This is a genomic window from Photobacterium salinisoli (assembly GCF_003614885.1).
Taxonomy (GTDB): Bacteria; Pseudomonadota; Gammaproteobacteria; order Enterobacterales; family Vibrionaceae; genus Photobacterium; species Photobacterium salinisoli.
This window is the reverse complement of sequence record NZ_QZMS01000015.1, coordinates 114,641-137,384: the sequence shown is the minus strand read 5'-3', so window position 1 is coordinate 137,384 and position 22,744 is coordinate 114,641. Positions and strand designations below refer to the sequence as shown.

Sequence of the window (22,744 nt, the reverse complement as noted above, 5' to 3'; positions counted from 1 at the left end):
AATTACTTGATTTTTGCTTCTTTGTACATAACGTGCTGGCGAACAACTGGATCAAATTTCTTGATCTCAAATTTGCCTGGCATGTTACGTTTGTTTTTGTCGGTAGTGTAGAAGTGTCCTGTGCCGGCAGATGATACCAGACGGATCTTCTCACGAATGCCTTTAGCCATTCTTCAAATCCTCTTAAACGTTCTCGCCGCGAGCACGCATTTCAGACAGAACGGTATCGATACCTTTCTTGTCAATGATACGCATGCCTTTCGCAGAAAGACGTAGTTTAACGAAGCGTTTTTCGCTTTCTACCCAGAAACGATGAGTTTGCAGGTTCGGCAGAAAACGACGCTTGGTGGCATTACGTGCGTGTGAACGGTTGTTACCCGTTACAGGACGTTTACCAGTTACTTGGCATACTCGGGACATTACTGTCTTCTCCAAATCGTTTCAGCTCGATATCAACCGCGATTAACCGAACGCAAAAAGCATTCCACCTAACCGAAGCTATCAAAGGTCGCGCATTATACTAAGTCAAAACCAGTTGCTCAAGTCCCGAGCAGATCCTTTCTCGTCTTTTTGATCAATTTCGGCCTAGTTTGACATCAAGCTGAACAATAATCAGCTTGATAGTTACAGCCATCCTCTTTCAGCAAAAGAAATCACTTCCCCGTCTCCGACGACAAAATGATCGAGGATCCGAATATCTACCAAGGCCAGCGCATCGCTGATCCTTTGAGTAATTCGCCGATCGGCCTGACTTGGCTCCGCCACGCCTGAGGGGTGATTATGCGCTAAAATCAACGCCGCTGCATTAAGTTCCAGTGATCTTTTTACCACTTCCCTCGGATAGACGCTGGCGGCATCAATCGTTCCTTCGAACATCACCTCCCCGCTAATCACCCTGTGCTGGTTATCCAGAAACAACACATAAAATGCCTCGCGATGGCGATCACGCAGCATCTGGCTTAAATATTGGCGCGTGTATTCAGGGCTGCTGAGGGCTTCACCTTTTGCCAGTTTCTCGGATAAATAACGCAGGCTCATCTCCAGTACCGCCTGCAACTGAACATATTTAGCCGGCCCTAACCCTTTGTGCTGACAAAAGGTTTTACAGTCCGCCGCCAGTAAGGCGCGCAGAGAACCGAACTCGTCCAGCAACTGGCCTGCCAGCTCAATCACATTCACGCCCGGCAGGCCTGTACGTAAAAAAATGGCCAGCAGTTCCGCATCCGACAGCGCATTGGCGCCGCGCTGTAACAGTTTTTCCCTGGGACGCGCCTCCGCAGGCAAATGTTTCAATACCATGGCGTTTCAATCCTTTCACTGTGTCTGTGCAAAAGAAACGCAAAGTCACGTTCTGTACAAAGCCCGCCACTTGAAAATGCGGCGACAGGCGCAGCTTTGATGTCTTGTTACAGAGTGCCCGCCGTGCTGGGTCGAGTGATTACTCGATCTCGATCATCCGTCACAGCCTGACAGACATTTTTCTCGCGACTAAAGCGATGAAACCTCGTCGCTTTGGTGATATCTTGTTGCCAGTTTTTTCACGACACAGGCAATCGAATGAAAACACTGGCAGGAAAGAAAATACTTCTGGGGATCAGCGGTGGCATCGCAGCCTATAAGTGTGCCGAGCTGACACGGCGTCTGATTGAACGAGGCGCAGAAGTTCGCGTCGTCATGACCCCGGCCGCCAAGGAATTCATTACCCCGCTTACCATGCAGGCCGTTTCTGGTCACCCGGTGGCCGACAGCCTGCTCGACCCCGCCGCCGAAGCCTCCATGGGCCATATTGAGCTGGCGAAATGGGCCGATCTGGTTCTGCTGGCTCCCGCCTCAGCCGATCTGATCGCCCGCCTTCGCGCTGGCATGGGTAACGATCTGCTGACAACCTTATGTCTGGCCACCAGCGCGCCGATTGCTGTGGCACCGGCCATGAACCAGCAAATGTATCGCCAGCCTGCCACCCAGGAAAATTTGGCCGTACTGGCGAGCCGGGGACATCAGATCTGGGGCCCTGCCAGCGGCGAGCAGGCTTGTGGCGATATCGGCCCGGGCCGGATGCTGGAGCCTATGGCGCTGATTGCGGAGATGGAAAACGCCTTCCAGCCGCAGGATCTGGCCGGTGTCCGCATCGCCATTACGGCCGGCCCGACCCGGGAAGCCCTGGATCCGGTGCGTTATCTCACCAACCACAGCTCAGGCAAAATGGGCTTTGCCATTGCACAAGCCGCGGCACAACGCGGCGCAAGCGTCACGCTGATCAGTGGCCCGGTCAACCTTGCTACCCCGGCTGGCGTCATTCGCATTGATGTCGACAGTGCGGCTGATATGCATCAGGCCGCCACTGAGCAGGCAAAGGCGCATGATATTTTTATTGGCTGCGCCGCGGTGGCCGATTTTCGCCCGGCGGAAATGGCTTCACAAAAAATGAAAAAGCAGCCTGGAAAGGACGAGCTGGTACTGAAACTGGTGAAAAATCCGGATATTATCGCCAGTGTCGCCGCCCTGACTGAGCAGCGACCGTTTACTGTCGGCTTTGCCGCCGAGACACAGGACGTCGCCCGCTATGCGCAGGACAAGCTGCAGCGCAAAAACCTCGACCTGATTTGTGCTAATGATGTCGCACAGCAAGGCCAAGGATTTAACAGTGATACCAATGCCCTGCACCTGTATTGGAAGAACGGTGACAAGGCACTGCCCCTGACAGACAAAGCATCATTGGGGCGCCAATTAATTACTGAGATCATCAACCGCTATAAAGAACATCACTGAGCCTATTTCGTTGAACTCTCAGCGAAACCGGTAAAAACACTCAGCGGTTCATTCATTTTTGGCAGCCAGCTCTCAAGCTTACACTCTGGCTGTCGATACAGATAACACTGCCTGATCCAGATGCTTTCCATGCCCTGTGCGCATGGCTAAGATAGTCAGGCTTTTTCTGTCCGGACACAGTCTTATATCGAAAAGGAACGGTTATTCATGGCTGGCAATAAAAAAAACAACCGCCGCGAAGAAATCTTACAAGCGCTGGCTGAAATGCTGGAATCAAACCAAGGCAGTCAGCGTATTACCACAGCGAAACTGGCTGCTCAGGTGGGCGTTTCCGAAGCCGCGCTGTATCGCCACTTTCCCAGCAAAGCCCGTATGTTTGAAGGCCTCATCGAGTTCATTGAAGACTCGATCACCACGCGCATTAACCGTATTCTGGATGATGAAAAAGACACCATGACCCGCCTGCGTATGGTACTGCAACTACTGCTGGTATTTGCTGAGCGCAATCCCGGGCTCACCCGCATCATGACAGGCCATGCCCTGATGTTTGAGCAAGACAGGTTACAATCGCGTATCAACCAGCTGTTCGAGCGCATTGAAACTCAGCTGCGCCAGATCCTGCGTGAACGCAAACTGCGCGAAGGCCGCGGTTTCCCTATCGATGAAAACCTCTTATCCGCCCAGTTGCTGGGTCAGGTAGAGGGCAGTTATAACCGCTTTGTGCGCTCCAGTTTCCGTCACAAGCCGAACGATAATTTCGATGCCTACTGGGAACTGCTGACCGGCCAGCTGAGCTAACCTTTTCTCTCTCTTATATTGCACTCAGTATACAGCGGCACGCAGAACTCAGAAAAAAGGGCTGGCACACGGCCAGCCCTTCCTCGTTGGCATTTACTGCGCTGTAACAAGCCGAATCAGATACCGTACTGAGCACGGTACGCTTTCACCGCTTCAAGATGCGCATCCATGCCCTCTTGCTCTTCCAGATAACTCACCACATCACCCAGAGAAACAATAGAGATCACCGCACAGCCAAAATCACGCTCCACTTCCTGAATCGCAGAGAGTTCGCCTTTGCCTTTTTCCTGGCGGTCAATGGCCACCAGCACACCGGCCAGATCGGCGCCATTGGCTTTAATGATTTCCATCGACTCACGGATTGCCGTGCCGGCGGTAATCACATCATCGACCAGCATGATACGGCCTTCCAGCGGGCTGCCCACCAGGTTGCCGCCTTCGCCGTGGTTTTTGGCTTCTTTACGGTTAAAGCAGTATGGCGTATCCACATCATGGTGATCAGCCAACGCAACGGCTGTCGTGGTGGCAATCGGAATGCCTTTATAAGCAGGACCAAACAAGACATCAAATTCAATACCGGAATCAGCCAGTGCCGCGGCATAAAAGCGGCCCAGGCGCGCCAGATCGCGACCTGAATTAAACAGGCCGGCATTAAAGAAATACGGGCTCTGACGGCCAGACTTCAGGGTGAACTCACCAAACTTCAATACACCTTTTTCTAAAGCAAATTCGATGAACTGACGCTGATATGCTTTCATTGTTTCTCCTCGAGCGATTGGTCGCATGCTTCAGCCAGACACGGGCGCTGGCCGGTCAATCCCCGCAGCCTTAGCGTGCTGCAGGCAAAAAAAAGCGGCTCCGACAGGAACCGCTCCAAAAACATTAACTTTCCAGCGACGCCTGCTGGATAGTGATGATCTCGGCAATGCCGTCTTTGGCTAACGACAGCATCTCCATTAATTCTTCCGTACTGAAGGCATCACCTTCAGCCGTCCCCTGAATCTCAATAATCTTGCCATCACTGTTCATAATGACGTTCATATCGGTTTCAGCATTCGAATCTTCCGCATAATCCAGATCGCACACTGGCGTACCCTGATAAATACCGACAGACACGGCAGCGATAGTGGTTTTCAGCGGGCTCTTTTTCAGCTGACCTTTTTCCAGCATCAGATTGATGGCATCGGTCAGCGCCACCATGGCACCTGTGATAGAAGCGGTACGGGTGCCGCCGTCAGCCTGAATCACATCACAGTCGACAGTGATCATCTGCTCGCCCAGCACTTCCAGATCCACCGCTGCACGCAGGCTGCGGGCAATAAGACGCTGAATTTCCAGTGTCCGGCCGCCCTGCTTCCCATTGGCCGCCTCGCGACGGTTACGGGAATGGGTAGCGCGTGGCAGCATGCCATATTCAGCCGTCACCCAGCCTTGGCCTTTTCCTTTCAGCCAGCGTGGCACACTTTCTTCAACACTGGCAGTACATATGACCTTGGTATCGCCGAACTCAACCAATACCGACCCTTCGGCATGGGCAGTGAAATGACGGGTGATAGTAATAGGACGAACTTGACTGGCACTTCTTCCACTTGGACGCATCGGGTTTCACCTTGGCTGATATTGAGCGCTGATAACAAAGCCGCTGTGCGGCCGACAGACATTAACCGGCGATTATAGCCAGATCTGCGTCGCAGTGCACGCCTGTCCGCATCCGCCGGCCGAGGAGAGATTTCCATTATTCGCACCGGCGCGTATAATCAAGCCATCATTTCTTAAGGGCCGACAGCCAATGATTCACAGTATGACCGCCTATGCCCGTCGCGAAGTAAAAGGCGACTGGGGCAGTGCCGTTTGGGAAATCCGCTCGGTAAACCAACGATACCTGGAAACTTATCTGCGTCTGCCAGAGCAGTTCCGCAGCCTGGAACCTGTCCTGCGCGAGCGCTTCCGTCAGCGTCTGGCCCGGGGCAAAGTGGAGTGCAGCCTGCGCTTTGAAGCCAACCCGGCTTCCAGCAGCGAACTGCGCATCAACGAGCAACTGGCCAAGCAGGTCATCAAGGCAGCAAGCTGGGTCAAAGAAGCGGCAGGTGAAGGCAATATCGGCCCGTTTCAGGTTCTGAACTGGCCCGGTGTGATGGAAACGCCAGAGCAGGACATGGACACCATCAACCAAGAGTTGCTGACGGCGCAGTGGACGACTTCCTGGCAGCGCGTGCCAGCGAAGGCGCCAATATGAAAGATCTGATTGACCAGCGCCTGGCCGCGATTTCAGAAGAAGCCGGCAAAGTTCGCGCGCTGATGCCTGAAGTGATGCAGTGGCAACGCGATCGCATTCTCAATCGCCTGGAAGAAGCCAAAGTTGAGCTGGATGCCAACCGCATTGAACAGGAACTGATCCTGCTGGCGCAGAAGAGCGATGTCGCCGAAGAGCTTGACCGCCTGGATTCTCACGTCAAAGAAACCCACAAGATCCTGAAAAAAGGCGGCGCCTGTGGCCGACGCCTGGACTTCATGATGCAGGAGTTCAACCGCGAATCGAACACCCTCGCCTCTAAGTCCATTAACACAGAGATCACCGCCTCAGCCGTTGAACTCAAAGTGCTGATTGAGCAGATGCGCGAGCAGATCCAGAACATCGAATAAGATTTTTTGCGTTTACTTTCGCTAACTCTTACCAAGCCCCTGTTTTAAGGGGCTTTTTAATAGCTTAAAGAAGCTTTCCTGCATTTTCAGCCAACGGCACGGCCTCACTTTCCGTTTTAGTGCCATGGCTATGTTCAATCTGCGATTGAGTCGTTTGAGACACCAAGCGGTTGCTGTTCGCTTCTCTCCTGCTTACTGACCTGCACAAACAAGCCAATCCCGGAGAGAGAGCCGAGTACCGCGAATGTCAGCCACAGCCAGCCAGTGTGAAAATCCGGTAAGTCCAGCAGCCAGCCCGCGCCCCAGTTGCCTACAAATGCAAAGAATCCACCGATACAGGCATGCAGTCCGTAATAACTCGCCAGTTTCGCCGGCTCGGCAAAGCGCGGTACATAAGCACCTATCAGCGGGTAAACCATCATCGAACCGGCGCTCAGCAGCATGGCACACAGTACAAACGGCAGTGGCAGCCAGGGTTCAAAGCGCAGGTTCAGAAGCAGAAAGGCACTCCCCATCAGCGCCATCCCAATGCCCATGCCTTTGGCAACACCGAGCGTTTTATCCACCCAGTGACTGACGGGCAGTTGCAACAGCACCCCCATGAAGGAGGACACCATAAATACCCAGGTAATAACAGAAGGTGTACCGGTTTGCACCTTGGCCTGATGAGGTATGGCAAGGTAAAGCTGGTGAAACAGGATCTGATAGACGCTGGCGGCCAACACGAAGTGCATAAACGCTTTATGTTTCAGCATTAACCACCAGTCGTTCAGAAACCCCTGCTTCTCTGCGCTGCTCGGAATATAGCTATCTTTGGGCAGATAATGCCACTGAAGCACAAACAGAAGACAAAACACGCAGGCCGCCGACAACCCGACCCAACTGAAACTGACGTAGAACAGTGTCAGACCAATCAGGGGGCCAATCAGCATACCCGCTTCCTTTGCCAGGTTCTGTAACGCAAAAACGCGCTGGCGTTCACTCGGCTCAGGGTATTCGGACGACAGATACGCCTGACTGCTCGGGGTAAACAGCGCACCGGCAAACCCGGTACAGAAAGCCCCCAGGAGAATCGCGGTAAAACTGTCACTGACACCCAGCAAAAAGAAGCCCACAATGCGGACGGCGCAGCCCCACAGTATCATCAGTTTGTAGCCAAACCGATCGCCTAAGGTGCCACCGACCAGGAACAAGCCTTGCTGGCTGAGGACACGCAGGCCGATGATCAGTCCGATATACCAGCCGTCAAATCCCAGATTCTGCAGATGCTCAGCCAGATACGGCAGCAACATGTAAAAACCGAGATTAAAACTGAAACTGTTAAACACCAGAACGCGACCGGCCGCCGACAGTAATCGCCAGTCATTGGTGAAATGGTGCCACCGCACTTATGCCGCCTTTTTCGAACGCAGGGTGCGCACAAACGGTACGCCACTGTCATCAGTGATCACCTGAGCTTCCACGTTATAAATCTCTTCAACCAATTCTGATGTCAGGATCTGTTTGGGATGCCCGCAAGCGACGAGATCACCCTGCTTAAGCACTAGCAGGTTATCGGCATACTGCGCGGCCAGATTGAGATCGTGCAATACCATCACAGTAATGCATTGCTTCTCCCGGGTCTGGCTGACCAGATGCTCCAGCAAGACATGCTGGTGATGCAGATCAAGCGCACTGACAGGTTCATCCAGCATCATGATCGCCGGATCACGCATTAAAGCTTGCGCAAACAGCACCATCTGGCACTGACCGCCACTGAGGGTATTAACGCTCCGGTTAGCCAGATGAGAAATCCCGATATTGTCGAGAATATGCAGCACTTGATTGAGCGTCTTATCGTCGACACGCAGACTCAGGGCGTCCAATCGTCCTAACAGGATCACTTCAATGACAGTTAAATTGACATCCAGACTGATATCTTGCGGCATGTAACCAAATTGATGTCGCCACTGTGCTAACGATTTATAAGACAAGCGATTGCCACGATAAGCAATCTCGCCGCTGTTAAGTGTAATCTCACCGAATAACGTCTTTAACAGGGTGCTTTTCCCTGTGCCGTTTGGCCCGAGAATCGCGGTGATCTGCCCTGGCTTTAAGTCAAAGCTCATATCACGGGCTAAGGTCAGTGAGCCAAGCTGAATATTGGCCTTATCGACAGTCAACATGTATTAGCTCCGCTTAGCGATAATAAGCCAGAAGAAAAACGGCACCCCAATAATGGCGGTAACGATGCCGATAGGAAACAAAGCACCCGGAACAATCACTTTAGACAGTACCGAAGCCGTAGACAGCAAAAAGGCACCAATCAAAAACGAGAGCGGTAAAAAAAATCGCTGATCTTCACCCACCAGAATTTTGGCGATGTTGGGTGCTACAATCCCCACAAACCCAATGATCCCCACAAAACTGGTGATCGTTGCCGTCATCAGAGCAACAATAAACAGTGTTTTGAGGCGCAGCTGCTTCACATTCACCCCGACGCTTTTCGCACGCTCCTCTCCTAAACGTAACGCAGTCAGCTTCCAGGAATCCTTCATCAAAAAGAAACATCCTGAGATCACCACAGTTGCCGTCATCATCAGGTTGCCCCAAGTCGCTTTTGACAAACTGCCAAAGAGCCAGAATAGAATTTGCTGGCTGAGTTCCGGTGACGAGACAAACTGCACGAGTGAAAGGAGTGACTGGAAGAGAAACAGTAAGGCGATACCCGCTAAGATGAGCTGCCCTGAACTGATATGCCGCATAGAGGCCAGAGCGAACAGGAAACAGGCCGACAGCATGCAACAGATAAATGCCCCGATTGGAACGGCATAGTAGCTCTCTATGCCTAAAGAGCCGACATACAGCGTCATTGCAGCGCCAAACCCTGCCGCCGCGGCCATCCCCAATGTATACGGGCTGGCCATATTGTTGTTGAGCAGGGTCTGCATCTCAGCCCCGCCGACTCCCAGAGCCCCTCCTACCACAATCGCCATCAATGCAATCGGTAGTCGTAAATCAGTGACAATGATTTGTGTGGAGCTGTCTACCTGAAAAGGTAAGCCGACAAACTGAAAGAGTGCATGCAAGACGCGGGTGGCATCCAGCATGGATGGACCACTCATAATATCAAGCACAAATGATGCCATCAAAACCAGACAGAACATGATGAGCACAACCATGCGCCGGTATTCGTATTTTCTTTGTATCTCAATGGCTTGTAATACTGCTGCAGATTGCATCTGTCATTACCCGATATGTATTTGATTTGTTAACACTTGCGACCAGGCACCCACAATGGCCAGGCTACTGGCTGATTTTATTCCGTACGCACATTACCAGAAATGATAATAGTTTGCATAAGTGTTATTGAACGAATTATGATTAGTGGCTAAGTGAGTATCTGGTTGTGCTGGCCGGTATTGATAATAAAATCAGGGTTCCCATTGATGTATAAAAAGTTACTCAGCCTTGCTGCACTGATGTTCAGTGCATCGACGCTGGCAGAAATCACCACAGTCACGGATGTGCTGGGAAGAGAAGTCACCTTTGACGCGCCGGCGAAAAGAGCCATTGTCGGATTTTATCCGGAAGACTATATGGCAATCGGCACAGAAGCGGCCTATGACAATGTTGTCGGCATGTCGAAATATATCTGGCAGGCACGTTCAGCGAACTGGGAGCTGTATGTCAAACACCGCCCTTCACTACAAGACATTCCAGCCATTGGCCGCGTTGATACCAATACGTTTTCCGTTGAAAAAGTGATCAGCCTGCAGCCGGACTTACTGATGCTGGCTGACTGGCAATACAAAGCATTAGGCGCAGAAATAAAGCGCATCGAAAGCGCTGGCATCCCTGTGATTGTTGTCGATTACAACGCCCAGACGCTTGAGCGCCATCTCAAAAGCACCCAACTGATAGGTGTGATTACCGGGCAGGAAGAAAGAGCCGAAAAAATAGCCGGTGAATACCGTCGTAATATCGAAATGATCAATCAGCGCTTAGCTTCGGCCAACCTGGAAAAACCCAAAGTCTATACAGAATACGGTGCTGCTGGTATCAATGACGTTGGCTACACATTCGGTAAAAACATGTGGGGAGCCATTGCCACCATGGCCGGCGGAGACAACATTTCCGCGCCATATGTTGAGTGGTGGGGCAAACTGAATCCGGAGCAGATCATTGCCGCCAACCCAGACGTCATTATCATGACAGGTTATGAATCAGGCAGTGTGAATGACGCAATGGTGATGGGGCAAGGTGTCCAGGAGGCATTCGCCAAGCAGCGTTTAGCCGGCTTTAAAAACCGCCTTGGCTGGACGTCCATTTCCGCCGTCCGGAACAATCGTATGTACGCCGCCTACCACGGGGCATGCAGAACGATTATGGATGGCGCGATGATCCAGTTTTATGCCAAAGCCCTGTACCCAGAGTTGTTCAGCGATCTTAACCCCAAGCAGGCTTATCTGGACTTCTACCGCAAATACCTCCCCGTTACGCCGGAGGGTACCTTTGTCACTCAGCTGTAATCATTGATCCCAACTGGGCTGATTAAATCAGGCAGACTGCTGCTGGGTTACATCCCGCCCCTCAGTCCGCCGCCCCCCTGGCCGCGCAAGTGACCCGCGCCAATATTAGGATGGTTCATCATGCCGCGCTGAAACGCCGGACGATGGTGTTGAATGGCTGAGCGATCAACTGGCCCCTGCGCGCGGCGGTTTTGCAGTTGCTGCCTGACGCGCTGCTGGGTAGCCGGCGGCAGGCTCTGCCATTTCTGATCAAACCGGGCTTTGACCGCCGGCAGATTGTCGGCAATATCCGCACGATCACCCTGCCAGTTGTCAAACTTGTTTTTGATCTCCTGCTGCTTATCTGGATCCAGGCTCTGCCACCACTGGGTCATCACCTCCTTGTATTCACCATCACCCTGACAGCAGTTGGGATGATAATGGTGCCAGTAATACAGGTAATCGTCGTACCACCACTCATTGCTGTAATGGTAGCTGGCCGGACCCGATGAACCTGCTCCTGTGTTGCCGCATCCGGTTAACAGCAAAAACAGACCGAGACAGAAGAGGCGAATCGCCATATTGAGGAGCTCCGTGGCAGAGATGTGATCAACAGCATCAGTCGCCCAGCCCGGTATAAGGCACAGGTCAGCCTGATTTTATTCAGAGTAGCAGATCCTGCTCAATCCCGATTCAGACAGGAATAAATCACTCGCCTCCTCTCGCGGCTTTCGTTTTCTCATCTTAACTTTTGCATGACTTTGCGAGGTCACAGCTCAGTACCTGCCTTCACTGACTATAGTTAACAATAGCGGCGAAAAAATAGCATAAAAGTTCAATTGAAAGCCGCAGCTAGCCACTGATTTTCAAGAGATAATGCAGAAGGGCAAAAGCATGACAACAAAAACAGACAATAAGGTCATCCTGATAGGTGCGGGTTACATCTCAGATGTTCACGCTGCCGCGATCCGGTCTCTGGATGGCATTAATCTCTGTGCTGTGGTCGATCCCAATCGCTCTGCCGCACAGGCACTGGCGGAGCGTCATAATATTCCGTTGTGCTTCAGCACCATTGAGCAAGCGCTGGCAGAAACAGCGTTTGATGCCGCCCATGTGCTTACCCCGCCCAATCTGCATTATGCGCTGGCAGGCCAGCTTCTCCGCCACGGCAAACATGTGCTGGTCGAAAAGCCCCTGGCTGAAACTGAAGCGGAATGCGATGCGCTGATTGCCCTGGCTCAACAACAGGGGGTCACTCTGGCCGTTAATCAGAATTTCATTTTTCACCCTGTGATGGACCGGGCGAAACAGCATCTGGCCGACAATGACATTGGCCCGGTCAAATCGGTTTCCCTGCGCTATGAGATGCCGTTACGCCAGCTGGCAGCCGGCCAGTTCAGCCACTGGATGTTCCGCCAGCCCGTTAACTTACTGCTGGAGCAAGCCGTGCATCCGCTGTCGCAACTGATGAGTCTGTTCGGACGCCCGACAGCACAGTCAATGGCTGAGATGGTGGCGAAAATCACTCAGCCCCGGCATCTCAGTAATGGCCAGCCTTTTATTCAGCGCTTGGATGCCATCGGCGAGCTGGACATCCCGCTACATTTTGCCTTTGCTATGGGCCAGGACTTTCCGGTGTGGGAAATGCAGATCACCGGCGAAGACGGCTGCCTGAGCCTGGATTTTGTCCGTCAGCAAGTCACAGTGCAAAGCCGCAGTCGCTTTCTGCCTGCGCTGGATAACGCCGTGACCGCCTGTACACAGGCAGGCAGCCTGCTGTCTCAGGGAATGCGGCAGTTAGCAAACTATGCCTTGACCACAGCCGGCCTGAAAGCCTCGCAGGACCCTTTTTTCCTGTCGATGAAAACCAGTATTGACCAGTTTTATCAGTCTATCTCTACCGGGCAGCCCCTACTGCATGATGGGGCATTCGGCCGCGATCTGGTGGCGCTGTGCCATCATCTGGCCAGCCAAAGCCAGGGGGCAGATCGGCTGAGCGCAGCTAAAACGCCGGTTAATCGCGCCGTTACGCCAGAGGGCTATCAGCCTTTTGAGCCGCCATTCGATGTACTGGTGATTGGCGGTACCGGCTTTATCGGCCGTCATGTGGTGCAACACTTACTGAACAAACACTATTCGGTCGGCATCATGGCGCGCAATATTCAGGCCTTACCTGCTTTTTATCACCAGCCTGCTATTGAGCTGATCCGGGGAGATGTGTGTGACCCTGCCGCCCTGGATGCCTCGGTGCGGCGTGCCACTTATGTCATCAATCTCGCCCACGGCGGTGCCAGTGGAGACTGGGAAGCCGTTCAGCACGCCATGGTTGATTCGGCCCGGTTTATTGCCCAGGCCTGTCAGACACACCAGATCACGCGCCTGGTGCATCTGGGCTCCATCGCCTCGCTCTATCTCGGCAGCGACAGGACTGTGATTCACAGCGGCACCCCGCCCGATCCCGGCGCTGCTCAGCGGGCACATTACGCCCGCGCCAAAGCCATGGCAGATCACCTGCTGCTGCATGACATCAAAGGGCTAGATCTTGTCGTGCTCCGGCCCGGCATTGTGGTCGGCCAGGGCGGGCCGGTCAATCACACAGGTGTCGGCTTTTTTAATAACAACCAGTACTTTATTGGCTGGAACTTAGGCCATAATCCCCTGCCTTTTGTGCTGGCCGAGGATGTCGCCACCGCCGCGGTTTCCGCCCTCACAGCGCCGGGCATTGCCGGCAAAGCACTGAATCTGGTCGGGGATGTGCGCCCCAGCGCGCGCGAATATGTGGCCATGATCAGCAAAGGACTGGGCCGTCCCTACCGTTATGTGCCGCAATTTACCTTCTGGCTGTATCTGCAGGAGCTGGGCAAATGGAGCATCAAGCGCCTTTCCGGCCGCAGCACTCCGCTGCCTGCCCTGCGGGATCTGCGCTCCCGCGCCATGAATGCACGTTTTGATACCAGTGTCGAAAAGCGCCTGCTGAACTGGCAGCCGGTCAGCGACTGGGACTGCTTCTATCAAAAAGCCATCCTGGTGCATCGGTCCACGCCTGCTGCTATGTCAGAAGCCGAAGCCCCCCGTGCTGAAAAACCCGTTTCGCCACCCGTACCAGCTGACAAGGTGACATCAGAATGACTCACATACTGCATGTGTTTTCCACCTTTGCCGTTGGCGGCCCTCAGATCCGCTTCGCGCAGCTGGCCAACGCCCTGTCCGGACAATATCGCCACACCATCATCTCGCTGGACGGCGCCAGCCAGGCGATGTCCCGACTGGCGCCGGATGTACAGGCGGAATTCCTGCCGATGGCAGAACTGAAAGCCATGAGCCTGCCGCAGCGTTTACACGCCATTCACCACACATTAAGCCATCATCAGCCCGATATTCTGATGACCTACAACTGGGGAGCGATAGAGTGGGCGTTCTGCAATCGCCTGCTGCGCCGGTGCCGGGGCATTCACTGGGAAGACGGATTCAGCCCGGATGAAGCCAACGGGCTTTACCGGCGCCGCAATTTGTTCCGCCGCCATGCCCTCAGCGGTCAGACTCAGGTGGTAGTGCCCTCTAACACCTTGATGGCCATCGCCAGGCAGCACTGGCAGATCCCTGCGCAGCGGCTGCACTATTTTCCTAATGGTATTGCTATGCCGGAGGCCGCCAGAAAAGGGCCGCCTTCCGCGGTCACCACACTGATCACTCTGGCGAGCTTACGCGCCGAAAAAAATCTGCACCGTCTGATCGACACCTTTGCCAGCCATGCCCCCCACAGCCGCCTGCTGATTGGCGGCGATGGCCCGATGCTGACCGAACTTGAAACTTACATAACGGCCCGCAACCTGACCAACAGTGTCAGGCTGGCCGGACGCATTGATGATGTCTGGGGCTTTCTGGCACAGGGCGATATCTTTTGCCTGTCGTCCGATACCGAGCAGATGCCCTTATCTGTGCTGGAAGCTATGGCCGCCTCCCTGCCCGTGGTAGCGACCGATGTCGGTGATGTGAAAACTATAGTGGCAACGGAGAACACCCCTTTTGTGGTACCGCCTGCTCACTACGCCGACGCATTGCAGCGCTTATTGTCCACCCCCCGCCACTGGCAGGCGATTGGGGAAGCCAATTGCCGGAAAGCCCGCCAGCACTACCATTTCCAAAACATGCTGGAGAATTTCACTCGGCTCACGTCCCTGCCCCGCTAACCCAACAACAAGCTGCTATTTTTTATAAGAGCAGGATGATGAACGCAGTATTTGGTCTAAAGGCGAAACTTACACGTGCCGATTCAATTTCGCTGCAGTTCGTGATACCCTGCGCGCCCTTTCTTCCACTTGAGTGACAATGGTAATGAGTAAAGGCACGCTATACATAGTTTCGGCCCCGAGTGGCGCAGGCAAATCGAGCCTGATCAACGCACTGCTGGAAACCAATCCGACCTATGACATGAAAGTCTCCGTATCCCACACCACGCGCGGTATGCGTCCGGGTGAAGTTCATGGTGTGCATTACAATTTTGTCAGCGTGGAAGAGTTCAAAGAGCTGGCTGCCCAGAATGCCTTTCTGGAGCACGCAGAAGTGTTCGGCAACTTCTATGGCACGTCACGCCTGTGGATCGAACAGCAACTCAATAAAGGCATTGATGTGTTTCTCGACATCGACTGGCAGGGCGCGCAGCAAATCCGCACTCTGATGCCAGAAGCCAAAAGTATTTTTATACTGCCGCCGTCCAAAGATGAGCTGGAGCGTCGTCTCAACGCCCGCGGCCAGGACAGCGAAGCCGTTATCGCCAGACGCATGGATGAAGCGCGCTCTGAAATCTCGCATTTCACGGAGTACGACTATGTGATCGTCAATGACGATTTTGATGTCGCATTAATTGATTTTAAAGCGATCATCCGCGCTGAGCGATTGAAGCAAGACAAGCAAGCTGCTAAATATAGCAGCATGTTGACTGCGCTACTGGCGCAACAGTAAGTAATTTTGTACAATTTTCCGTCTTTTTATTAAACCCACTGGAGTCCTCGATGGCACGTGTAACTGTTCAAGATGCTGTTGATAAAATCGGCAACCGTTTCGACCTGATCCAAATTGCTTCTCGCCGTGCACGTCAAATGCAGACTGGCGGTAAGGATCCATTGGTTCCTGAAGAGAATGACAAGTACACAGTGATCGCACTGCGCGAGATCGAAGAAGGCCTGATCACGAAAGACATTCTGGATGCACGTGAGCGTCAGGAAATGCAAGAGCAGGAAGCCGCTGAGCTGGCGGCAGTCAGTGCCATTGCAGGTAACCAGCGCTAATTCAAGGAAGCGGGCAATTTGTATCTCTTTGATAGCCTGAAAGAAGTTGTAATTGAATACCTGCCTGAGACTCAGATTGAGGCGCTCAGGCAGGCCTATTTAGTCGCAAGAGACGCCCATGAAGGCCAGACGCGTTCCAGCGGCGAGCCTTACATCATCCACCCGATTGCCGTTGCTCGTATCCTGGCCGAAATGCGCCTGGATTATGAGACCCTGATGGCAGCCCTTCTCCACGACGTGATCGAAGATACCGATGTCACCAAAGACGACCTTGACAGTCGTTTTGGTTCGACCGTGGCAGAACTGGTGGACGGCGTGTCCAAACTGGACAAACTCAAGTTCCGCGACCGCAAGGAAGCGCAGGCAGAAAACTTCCGCAAGATGATCATGGCCATGGCTAATGACATCCGGGTGATACTGATCAAACTGGCCGACCGGACCCACAACATGCGTACCCTGGGTGCGCTGCGCCCGGATAAACGTCGCCGCATTGCCCGCGAAACGCTGGAAATATTCTCGCCGCTGGCCCACCGTCTGGGTATTCACAATATCAAGACCGAGCTTGAAGAACTGGGTTTCGAGGCGCTGTACCCGAACCGCTATCGGGTACTGAAAGAAGTTGTTGCCGCTGCCCGTGGTAACCGCAAAGAAATGATCAACCGTATCCACGCCGAGATTGAAGGTCGCCTTCATGATGCGGGGATCGACGGCCAGGTTCTTGGCCGTGAAAAAAATCTGTACTCCATCTACAACAAGATGAAGAACAAAGAACAGCGTTTTCATTCCATCATGGATATCTACGCGTTCCGGGTGCTGGTCGATAACCTGGATACCTGCTATCGCGTGCTGGGTCAGGTGCACAACCTGTACAAACCTCGCCCGAGCAGGATGAAAGACTATATCGCCATCCCGAAAGCCAACGGCTATCAGTCGTTGCATACCTCGCTGGTCGGCCCGCACGGTGTACCGGTTGAAGTACAGATCCGCACCGAAGACATGGATCAGATGGCCGATAAAGGGGTCGCGGCGCACTGGGCTTACAAAGACGGTGAAAGCTCAGGTACCACAGCGCAGGTCAAAGCCCAGCGCTGGATGCAAAGCCTGATCGAGCTGCAGCAAAGCGCCGGTAACTCCTTTGAATTTATTGAGAACGTGAAATCCGATCTGTTCCCGGATGAGATTTACGTTTTCACCCCCAAAGGCCGGATTGTCGAACTGCCGGTCGGCGCGACCGCAGTCGACTTCGCCTATGCGGTGCACACCGATGTCGGCAACACCTGCGTCGGGGCGAAAATTGACCGCCAGCCTTATCCGCTGAGCAAGCCGCTGAAAAACGGCCAGACGGTCGATATCATCAGTGCGCCGGGTGCCCGCCCGAATGCGGCCTGGCTCAACTATGTGGTGACCTCGCGGGCCCGCACCAAGATCCGCCAGGTACTGAAAACCATGCGCCGTACCGAGTCGATCACCCTGGGCCGACGTCTGCTCAATCATGCCCTGGGCGAGCTGAACATCGATCAGATTGAACCGGTCACGCTGGACAAAGTCCTCAAGGATCTGCGTCTCAAAGACGCAGAATCCCTGCTGGCTGCGATTGGCCTGGGTGAGCTGATGAGTGTGGTGGTTGCCCGTCGTCTGCTGGGCACACTGGACGAAGAAACGCAGGCGGATGACAAACGTCGCATGCCTATCCGGGGTGCTGACGGCATTCTGCTGACCTTCGCCAACTGCTGCCATCCTATTCATGGTGACCCGATCATGGCCTATGTCAGTCCGGGGAAAGGGCTGGTCATTCACCGCGAAGAATGCGCCAATATCCGCGGCTACCAAAAAGAATCGGACAAATATATGCCGGTTGAATGGAGCCGGGACTTCGAGCAGGAGTTTGTCACCAACCTCAAAGTGGATATGCAGAACCACCAGGGGGCACTGGCTGATCTCACCAACACCATCGCCAATACAGGGTCCAACATCCAGGGATTGTCGACGGAAGAGAAAGACGGCCGCCTGTATACCATTACGGTGCGCCTGACGACCAAAGGCCGTGTCCATCTGGCCAATATCATGCGCCGGATCCGGGTGATGCCCAACGTGGTCCGGGTGGCCCGGCAGAAAAACTGATATGTCTGCCTGCCGCAGCAACACTGAATACTCAAACGCCCGCCCCGGGCGTTTGTGCTTTCCCGAGCGCTGAATTGTAAGCCATTCAGCCAGAACTCAAACAAGACCAGAATCATGACGCCAGAACGTTACCAGAGGATCCAGTCAGTACTGGCCACCCGCCAGCCAGATTTAACCCTGTGCCTGGAAGAAGTGCACAAACCCAATAACGTCTCCGCCATTATCCGTACCGCCGACGCGGTTGGCGTGCACAAAGTCCACGCAGTGTGGCCGGAAAAAATGCGGGTACTGGCTCACACATCTGCCGGCGCACGCAACTGGGTTGAACTGGAAACCCACACCAGCATGCCGGATGCCATCGGCCAGCTCAAACAACAAGGTATGCAGGTGCTGGCGACGCACCTGTCTGATCGCGCGGTGGATTTTCGCGAGATTGATTACACCAAACCCACCGCCATTATCCTGGGCGGCGAAAAAAACGGGATCACTGCCGAAGCGCTGTCTCTGGCAGATCAGGATATCATCATTCCTATGGTGGGTATGGTACAGTCACTCAATGTCTCGGTGGCCAGTGCGCTGATCCTGTATGAAGCGCAACGCCAGCGCCAGCTAGCCGGTATGTATGACAGAGAAACCACGCCGCTGCCGGCCGACACAGTGCACCGTATCTTGTTTGAACGCGGTCATCCTGTGCTGGCGAAAGTGGCCAAACGTAAACAGCTGCCCTACCCACCGCTGGATGACGCCGGCCAGATAGTGGCCGATGACGCCTGGTGGCAGGCAATACAATCCAGGGATAAGCCCCGGCGCAACAAATAATCCTGAACGGACGGAGCACAGAGTAAGCAGGCATGAGCGGACAGATGCTAGACACCATCGCCCTGACAGAACTGTCGGGGGTAGGCGCCAAAATGGCGGAGAAACTGAGCAAAATCGGCCTTCACACCGTACAGGATCTGCTGTTTCACCTGCCGCTTCGCTATGAAGACCGCACCCGGATCTGGCCGATTGCCGAAGTGAAACCCGGCCAGCACCTGACGGTGCAGGGCGAAGTGCTGCATAACGCCATCAGTTTTGGCAAGCGCCGGATGCTGACGGTCAAGATCAGCGACACAACCGGCTCTGTCACCCTGCGCTTTTTCAATTTCAACGCCGCGATGAAAAATGCCCTATCCGAAGGCAAGCAGGTCAAAGCCTACGGCGAGATCCGCCGCGGCCAGCACGGACTGGAAGTGATCCATCCTGATTACAGCGTGTTTTCTGAACCGACCGCACTGGCGGTCGAAGAGACTCTCACCCCTGTCTACCCCACTACAGACGGCTTACGCCAGTTGACCCTGCGCAGTCTGACCGAGCAGGCTCTGACCCTGCTCGATAAAGCGGCAGTCAGCGAATTGCTGCCCGAAGGTCTGTACGATCGCCAGATGACCCTGGCGCAAGCCCTGCACCTGATGCACAGGCCTACGCCGGACGTATCGCTGGATCAGCTGGAAAAAGGTCAGCACCCCGCCCAGCAAAGGCTGATCCTGGAAGAATTGCTGGCGCAGAACCTGTCGATGCTGGCAGTTCGCCAGAAAAGCCAGCAGCACCAGGCCTGGCCGCTACCGTCGAGTGAAACCCTGAAACAACAATTACTGGCCGGCCTGCCTTTCAGCCCGACCGGTGCGCAGCAGCGTGTGGTCGCCGATATCGAAAGCGATCTCGCCAGGCCCGTGCCCATGATGCGGCTGGTACAGGGCGATGTCGGTTCAGGCAAAACCCTGGTTGCCGCCTTGGCAGCAGTCCGCGCCATAGAGCACGGTTTTCAGGTCGCGCTGATGGCACCGACTGAATTACTGGCCGAACAGCATGCCATCAACTTTGCCCAATGGCTGGAGCCGCTCGGCATTCAGGTCGGCTGGCTGGCCGGCAAGCTCAAGGGCAAAGCGCGCGACACCGAGCTGGCCCGCATTGAATGCGGCGACGCCAAAATGGTGGTCGGCACACATGCTCTGTTTCAGCAGCAAGTCGTGTTCAGCAACCTGGCGCTGGTGATCATCGACGAGCAGCACAGATTCGGGGTGCACCAGCGGCTGGAGCTGCGGGAAAAAGGCGCCAACGAAGGTCGCTACCCGCATCAGTTAATCATGACGGCCACACCGATTCCGCGGACGCTGGCCATGACGGCTTATGCCGATTTGGAAACCTCGGTGATTGATGAACTGCCACCGGGCCGGACACCGATTCAAACCGTCGCCGTGCCAGATTCCCGCCGGGCCGATATCATAGCGCGCATCCGCGCAGCCTGTCTCAATGAGGGTCGTCAGGCTTACTGGGTCTGCACCCTGATTGATGAATCAGAAGTGCTGGAGGCACAGGCGGCGTCAGACACAGCCACAGAGCTGACCGCACAATTGCCCGAACTGAAAATCGGTCTGGTGCATGGCCGGATGAAAGCGGCAGAGAAACAAGACATCATGCAGCGCTTCAAAGCCGGTGAGCTGCACCTGCTGGTCGCTACCACAGTAATTGAGGTTGGTGTGGATGTGCCCAATGCCAGTCTGATGATCATTGAAAACCCGGAACGGCTGGGGCTGGCACAGCTCCACCAGCTGCGCGGCCGGGTGGGCCGGGGCAATGTGGCCAGCCACTGTGTGCTGCTCTACCATGCCCCGCTGTCAAAAACCGCGCAGCAGCGTCTGGCTGTACTGCGCGAAAGCAGCGACGGCTTTGTGATCGCCCAGCGCGATCTGGAAATTCGCGGTCCCGGCGAGCTGCTCGGCACCAAACAAACCGGGATTGCCGACTTCAAAGTCGCCGATCTGGTCCGCGACCAGCACCTTATCCCCCAGGTACAGAAGCTGGCGCGTTACCTGCACGAGCAATATCCGGCCAATGCCAAAGCGATTATCGACCGCTGGCTGGGGCAAAAAGAAAACTACTCTAACGCCTGATCGCCAGTCTTCTGTTGGCTGACAGTGGCAAAGTGTCACTATTTTCTGCTATTAGCCGACATGTTGCGGTCAATTTAACTGCGCAAACGTTTGCTAAAAATAACAACCTCATTAGAATAGTGGCCACTTTTGACCCAAGAGTCATTGTCGGCTTCAGCGTCTGCCTGTCTCGCAGCCTGGGGTCATCCTGTCGACGCCATAAGGAAGCATCATGACTGGCCAGCACCAAGAGATCACGCCACCGCGTTCATCCGATTTGATATACCGACTCGATGACAGACCACCTTTACCACAAACCCTGTTTGCCGCATTGCAGCATTTGCTGGCGATGTTCGTAGCCGTCATTACGCCGTCGCTGATTATCTGTCAGGCGCTGGGTCTCCCCGCCAGCGATACCAATACCATAGTCAGTATGTCGCTGCTGGCTTCCGGAGTAGCCTCTTTCATTCAGATCCGCACCATAGGCCCGGTCGGTTCCGGCTTGTTGTCAATTCAGGGCACCAGCTTCAACTTTCTTGGCCCGATTATCGGTGCCGGACTGGCGATGAAAGCCGGCGGCGCGGATGTAACGACCATGATGGCCGCTATTTTCGGCACTATCCTCGCCGCTTCTCTCACTGAAGTGGCTATTTCGCGTATTTTACAGCACACCCGTCGTATCATTACGCCACTGGTGTCCGGCATTGTGGTCACTCTGATTGGCCTGACGCTGATCCAGATCGGCCTGACCTCTATCGGCGGCGGTTATGCGGCAATTGAAAACGGCAGCTTCGGCAGTCTGGACAAACTCTTGCTGGCCGGCATAGTGCTGGGACTGATCGTGCTGCTGAACCGGATGAAAAACCCGTATCTGCGTGTCTCATCGATTGTGATTGCCATGGCCGCCGGTACACTCACTGCCTGGGGAATGGGCATGATAGACAGCAGCCAGCTCGCAGAAACCAGCCTGATTGCGATCCCCGATCCAATGCAATACGGCCTCGGGTTTGACTGGTCTTTGCTGATCCCACTGGTGATCGTGTTCGCCATTACCTCACTGGAAGCCATTGGCGATATCACAGCCACCTCGGAAACGTCTGAACAACCCGTCAGTGGCCCTGTCTATCTCAAGCGCATCAAAGGCGGTGTACTGGCCGACGGTATCAACTCGGCCCTGGCGGCAGTGCTGAACAGCTTTCCGAATTCCACCTTCAGCCAGAACAACGGCATTATCCAGCTGACCGGCGTTGCCAGCCGTTACATCGGCTATTTTGTTGCAGGCATGCTGGTTCTGCTTGGCCTGTTCCCGGCCGTGGCCGGCCTGGTTCAGCTGATCCCGGAACCTGTACTGGGAGGCGCCACCATAGTGATGTTCGGTACCATTGCCGCCTCTGGGGTGCGTATCATCTCCCGCTGCGAACTGGATCGCCGGGCGATTCTGATCATGGCGCTGTCTTTCTCGATGGGCTTGGGGATTGCGCAGAAACCGGAAATTCTTCAGTTCATGCCGGATGTTGTGAAAAGCATTCTGTCATCAGGTATGGCGGCCGGTGGTCTGACTGCGATTTTGCTGAACCTGATCCTGCCGGAAGAAAAGAAAGCCTGAGTCTTGTCGGACGATTCGTCCTTCCAGCCTTCTCCTTCTTAGCCTCCCCCTTTTCAAGGGGAGGCCAGGAAGGGGTTTACGGGCACAGTTCCAAATCCAGGCGCGCAGCACGAACCC

Annotated in this window: 20 protein-coding genes and 1 pseudogene; 12 read left to right on the top strand and 9 right to left on the bottom strand. The window is 54.4% G+C overall.

Going from position 1 to position 22,744, the window contains the following annotated elements:
* Positions 1 to 2 precede the first annotated feature (2 nt).
* The 3 genes from rpmG to radC all read right to left on the bottom strand — a co-directional run bounded on the left by rpmG (position 3) and on the right by radC (position 1,299).
* Positions 3 to 170, bottom strand: coding sequence for a 50S ribosomal protein L33 (gene rpmG / locus D6M16_RS20345; RefSeq protein ID WP_002535344.1), 168 nt, complete (start codon positions 168 to 170; stop codon positions 3 to 5).
* Positions 171 to 183: 13 nt separating this feature from the next.
* A complete protein-coding gene (rpmB, locus tag D6M16_RS20340; RefSeq protein WP_027250565.1) occupies positions 184 to 420 on the bottom strand; it encodes a 50S ribosomal protein L28 in 237 nt (78 codons plus the stop codon).
* 204 nt (positions 421 to 624) lie between these two features.
* Positions 625 to 1,299 (bottom strand): RadC family protein, encoded by a 675-nt coding sequence (gene radC / locus D6M16_RS20335; protein WP_120513718.1) that lies wholly within the window; start codon positions 1,297 to 1,299, stop codon positions 625 to 627.
* A 258-nt stretch (positions 1,300 to 1,557) separates the two neighbouring features.
* Here radC and coaBC point away from each other — a divergent pair, with 258 nt between their 5' ends.
* Together coaBC and slmA are read left to right on the top strand one after the other, a co-directional pair.
* A complete protein-coding gene (gene coaBC, locus D6M16_RS20330) occupies positions 1,558 to 2,769 on the top strand; it encodes a bifunctional phosphopantothenoylcysteine decarboxylase/phosphopantothenate--cysteine ligase CoaBC (RefSeq protein WP_120513717.1) in 1,212 nt (403 codons plus the stop codon).
* A 207-nt stretch (positions 2,770 to 2,976) separates the two neighbouring features.
* Positions 2,977 to 3,567 carry a nucleoid occlusion factor SlmA gene (gene slmA, locus D6M16_RS20325; protein ID WP_027250562.1) on the top strand — a complete coding sequence of 197 codons (591 nt, stop codon included), beginning with the start codon at positions 2,977 to 2,979 and terminating at the stop codon, positions 3,565 to 3,567.
* Between the two features lie 116 nt (positions 3,568 to 3,683).
* On the opposite strand, the gene pyrE is transcribed toward slmA, so the two are convergent.
* Together pyrE and rph are read right to left on the bottom strand one after the other, a co-directional pair.
* Complete coding sequence (gene pyrE / locus D6M16_RS20320; protein ID WP_120513716.1) at positions 3,684 to 4,325, bottom strand: orotate phosphoribosyltransferase; 642 nt, start codon at positions 4,323 to 4,325, stop codon at positions 3,684 to 3,686.
* Positions 4,326 to 4,449: 124 nt separating this feature from the next.
* Entirely contained in the window at positions 4,450 to 5,166 is a 717-nt protein-coding gene (gene rph / locus D6M16_RS20315; protein WP_120513715.1) for a ribonuclease PH, read from the bottom strand.
* Positions 5,167 to 5,356: 190 nt separating this feature from the next.
* Here rph and D6M16_RS20310 point away from each other — a divergent pair.
* Positions 5,357 to 6,210 (top strand): annotated as a pseudogene (locus D6M16_RS20310) (YicC/YloC family endoribonuclease).
* Between the two features lie 134 nt (positions 6,211 to 6,344).
* Here D6M16_RS20310 and D6M16_RS20305 read toward each other — a convergent pair.
* Genes D6M16_RS20305 through D6M16_RS20295 form a run of 3 tightly spaced genes read right to left on the bottom strand, consistent with a single transcriptional unit; the run spans position 6,345 to position 9,431 of the window.
* On the bottom strand, positions 6,345 to 7,598 hold the full coding sequence (locus D6M16_RS20305) for an MDR family MFS transporter (protein ID WP_120513714.1): 1,254 nt from the start codon (positions 7,596 to 7,598) through the stop codon (positions 6,345 to 6,347).
* Complete coding sequence (locus D6M16_RS20300) at positions 7,599 to 8,375, bottom strand: ABC transporter ATP-binding protein (protein ID WP_120513713.1); 777 nt, start codon at positions 8,373 to 8,375, stop codon at positions 7,599 to 7,601.
* 3 nt (positions 8,376 to 8,378) lie between these two features.
* Positions 8,379 to 9,431 carry a FecCD family ABC transporter permease gene (locus tag D6M16_RS20295; protein ID WP_120513712.1) on the bottom strand — a complete coding sequence of 351 codons (1,053 nt, stop codon included), beginning with the start codon at positions 9,429 to 9,431 and terminating at the stop codon, positions 8,379 to 8,381.
* A gap of 207 nt (positions 9,432 to 9,638) precedes the next feature.
* Here D6M16_RS20295 and D6M16_RS20290 point away from each other — a divergent pair, with 207 nt between their 5' ends.
* Entirely contained in the window at positions 9,639 to 10,721 is a 1,083-nt protein-coding gene (locus tag D6M16_RS20290) for an ABC transporter substrate-binding protein (RefSeq protein WP_120513711.1), read from the top strand.
* A 47-nt stretch (positions 10,722 to 10,768) separates the two neighbouring features.
* On the opposite strand, the gene D6M16_RS20285 is transcribed toward D6M16_RS20290, so the two are convergent.
* A complete protein-coding gene (locus D6M16_RS20285) occupies positions 10,769 to 11,281 on the bottom strand; it encodes a hypothetical protein (protein ID WP_120513710.1) in 513 nt (170 codons plus the stop codon).
* 313 nt (positions 11,282 to 11,594) lie between these two features.
* On the opposite strand from D6M16_RS20285, the gene D6M16_RS20280 reads away from it, so the two are divergent.
* The 8 genes from D6M16_RS20280 (at position 11,595) to D6M16_RS20245 (ending at position 22,627) form a co-directional block, all read left to right on the top strand.
* The gene (locus D6M16_RS20280; RefSeq protein ID WP_162941122.1) at positions 11,595 to 13,829 is read left to right on the top strand and encodes a Gfo/Idh/MocA family oxidoreductase; all 2,235 of its coding nucleotides are present in this window, start codon (positions 11,595 to 11,597) and stop codon (positions 13,827 to 13,829) included.
* Positions 13,826 to 14,890 (top strand): glycosyltransferase family 4 protein, encoded by a 1,065-nt coding sequence (locus tag D6M16_RS20275; RefSeq protein ID WP_120513708.1) that lies wholly within the window; start codon positions 13,826 to 13,828, stop codon positions 14,888 to 14,890. The genes D6M16_RS20280 and D6M16_RS20275 overlap by 4 nt, the downstream gene beginning before the upstream one ends.
* A 145-nt stretch (positions 14,891 to 15,035) precedes the next feature.
* On the top strand, positions 15,036 to 15,662 hold the full coding sequence (gene gmk / locus D6M16_RS20270; RefSeq protein ID WP_120513822.1) for a guanylate kinase: 627 nt from the start codon (positions 15,036 to 15,038) through the stop codon (positions 15,660 to 15,662).
* Between the two features lie 50 nt (positions 15,663 to 15,712).
* Positions 15,713 to 15,988, top strand: coding sequence for a DNA-directed RNA polymerase subunit omega (gene rpoZ, locus D6M16_RS20265; RefSeq protein ID WP_027250547.1), 276 nt, complete (start codon positions 15,713 to 15,715; stop codon positions 15,986 to 15,988).
* 18 nt (positions 15,989 to 16,006) lie between these two features.
* Complete coding sequence (spoT, locus tag D6M16_RS20260; RefSeq protein ID WP_120513707.1) at positions 16,007 to 18,109, top strand: bifunctional GTP diphosphokinase/guanosine-3',5'-bis pyrophosphate 3'-pyrophosphohydrolase; 2,103 nt, start codon at positions 16,007 to 16,009, stop codon at positions 18,107 to 18,109.
* A 114-nt stretch (positions 18,110 to 18,223) separates the two neighbouring features.
* Positions 18,224 to 18,928, top strand: a complete 705-nt coding sequence (gene trmH / locus D6M16_RS20255) for a tRNA (guanosine(18)-2'-O)-methyltransferase TrmH (protein WP_120513706.1) — start codon at positions 18,224 to 18,226, stop codon at positions 18,926 to 18,928.
* Positions 18,929 to 18,960: 32 nt separating this feature from the next.
* Positions 18,961 to 21,042, top strand: coding sequence for an ATP-dependent DNA helicase RecG (recG, locus tag D6M16_RS20250; RefSeq protein ID WP_120513705.1), 2,082 nt, complete (start codon positions 18,961 to 18,963; stop codon positions 21,040 to 21,042).
* A 211-nt stretch (positions 21,043 to 21,253) separates the two neighbouring features.
* The gene (locus D6M16_RS20245) at positions 21,254 to 22,627 is read left to right on the top strand and encodes a uracil-xanthine permease family protein (protein ID WP_120513704.1); all 1,374 of its coding nucleotides are present in this window, start codon (positions 21,254 to 21,256) and stop codon (positions 22,625 to 22,627) included.
* Positions 22,628 to 22,744: the final 117 nt, after the last annotated feature.

What these genes read in the sequence shown, in the direction of transcription:
- rpmG (WP_002535344.1), bottom strand. Translation starts at nt 170, where the DNA reads ATGGCTAAAGGCATTCGTGAGAAGATCCGTCTGGTATCATCTGCCGGC.
- rpmB (WP_027250565.1), bottom strand. Translation starts at nt 420, where the DNA reads ATGTCCCGAGTATGCCAAGTAACTGGTAAACGTCCTGTAACGGGTAAC.
- radC (WP_120513718.1), bottom strand. Translation starts at nt 1,299, where the DNA reads ATGGTATTGAAACATTTGCCTGCGGAGGCGCGTCCCAGGGAAAAACTG.
- coaBC (WP_120513717.1), top strand. Translation starts at nt 1,558, where the DNA reads ATGAAAACACTGGCAGGAAAGAAAATACTTCTGGGGATCAGCGGTGGC.
- slmA (WP_027250562.1), top strand. Translation starts at nt 2,977, where the DNA reads ATGGCTGGCAATAAAAAAAACAACCGCCGCGAAGAAATCTTACAAGCG.
- pyrE (WP_120513716.1), bottom strand. Translation starts at nt 4,325, where the DNA reads ATGAAAGCATATCAGCGTCAGTTCATCGAATTTGCTTTAGAAAAAGGT.
- rph (WP_120513715.1), bottom strand. Translation starts at nt 5,166, where the DNA reads ATGCGTCCAAGTGGAAGAAGTGCCAGTCAAGTTCGTCCTATTACTATC.
- D6M16_RS20300 (WP_120513713.1), bottom strand. Translation starts at nt 8,375, where the DNA reads ATGTTGACTGTCGATAAGGCCAATATTCAGCTTGGCTCACTGACCTTA.
- D6M16_RS20295 (WP_120513712.1), bottom strand. Translation starts at nt 9,431, where the DNA reads ATGCAATCTGCAGCAGTATTACAAGCCATTGAGATACAAAGAAAATAC.
- D6M16_RS20290 (WP_120513711.1), top strand. Translation starts at nt 9,639, where the DNA reads ATGTATAAAAAGTTACTCAGCCTTGCTGCACTGATGTTCAGTGCATCG.
- D6M16_RS20285 (WP_120513710.1), bottom strand. Translation starts at nt 11,281, where the DNA reads ATGGCGATTCGCCTCTTCTGTCTCGGTCTGTTTTTGCTGTTAACCGGA.
- D6M16_RS20280 (WP_162941122.1), top strand. Translation starts at nt 11,595, where the DNA reads ATGACAACAAAAACAGACAATAAGGTCATCCTGATAGGTGCGGGTTAC.
- D6M16_RS20275 (WP_120513708.1), top strand. Translation starts at nt 13,826, where the DNA reads ATGACTCACATACTGCATGTGTTTTCCACCTTTGCCGTTGGCGGCCCT.
- gmk (WP_120513822.1), top strand. Translation starts at nt 15,036, where the DNA reads ATGAGTAAAGGCACGCTATACATAGTTTCGGCCCCGAGTGGCGCAGGC.
- rpoZ (WP_027250547.1), top strand. Translation starts at nt 15,713, where the DNA reads ATGGCACGTGTAACTGTTCAAGATGCTGTTGATAAAATCGGCAACCGT.
- trmH (WP_120513706.1), top strand. Translation starts at nt 18,224, where the DNA reads ATGACGCCAGAACGTTACCAGAGGATCCAGTCAGTACTGGCCACCCGC.
- recG (WP_120513705.1), top strand. Translation starts at nt 18,961, where the DNA reads ATGAGCGGACAGATGCTAGACACCATCGCCCTGACAGAACTGTCGGGG.
- D6M16_RS20245 (WP_120513704.1), top strand. Translation starts at nt 21,254, where the DNA reads ATGACTGGCCAGCACCAAGAGATCACGCCACCGCGTTCATCCGATTTG.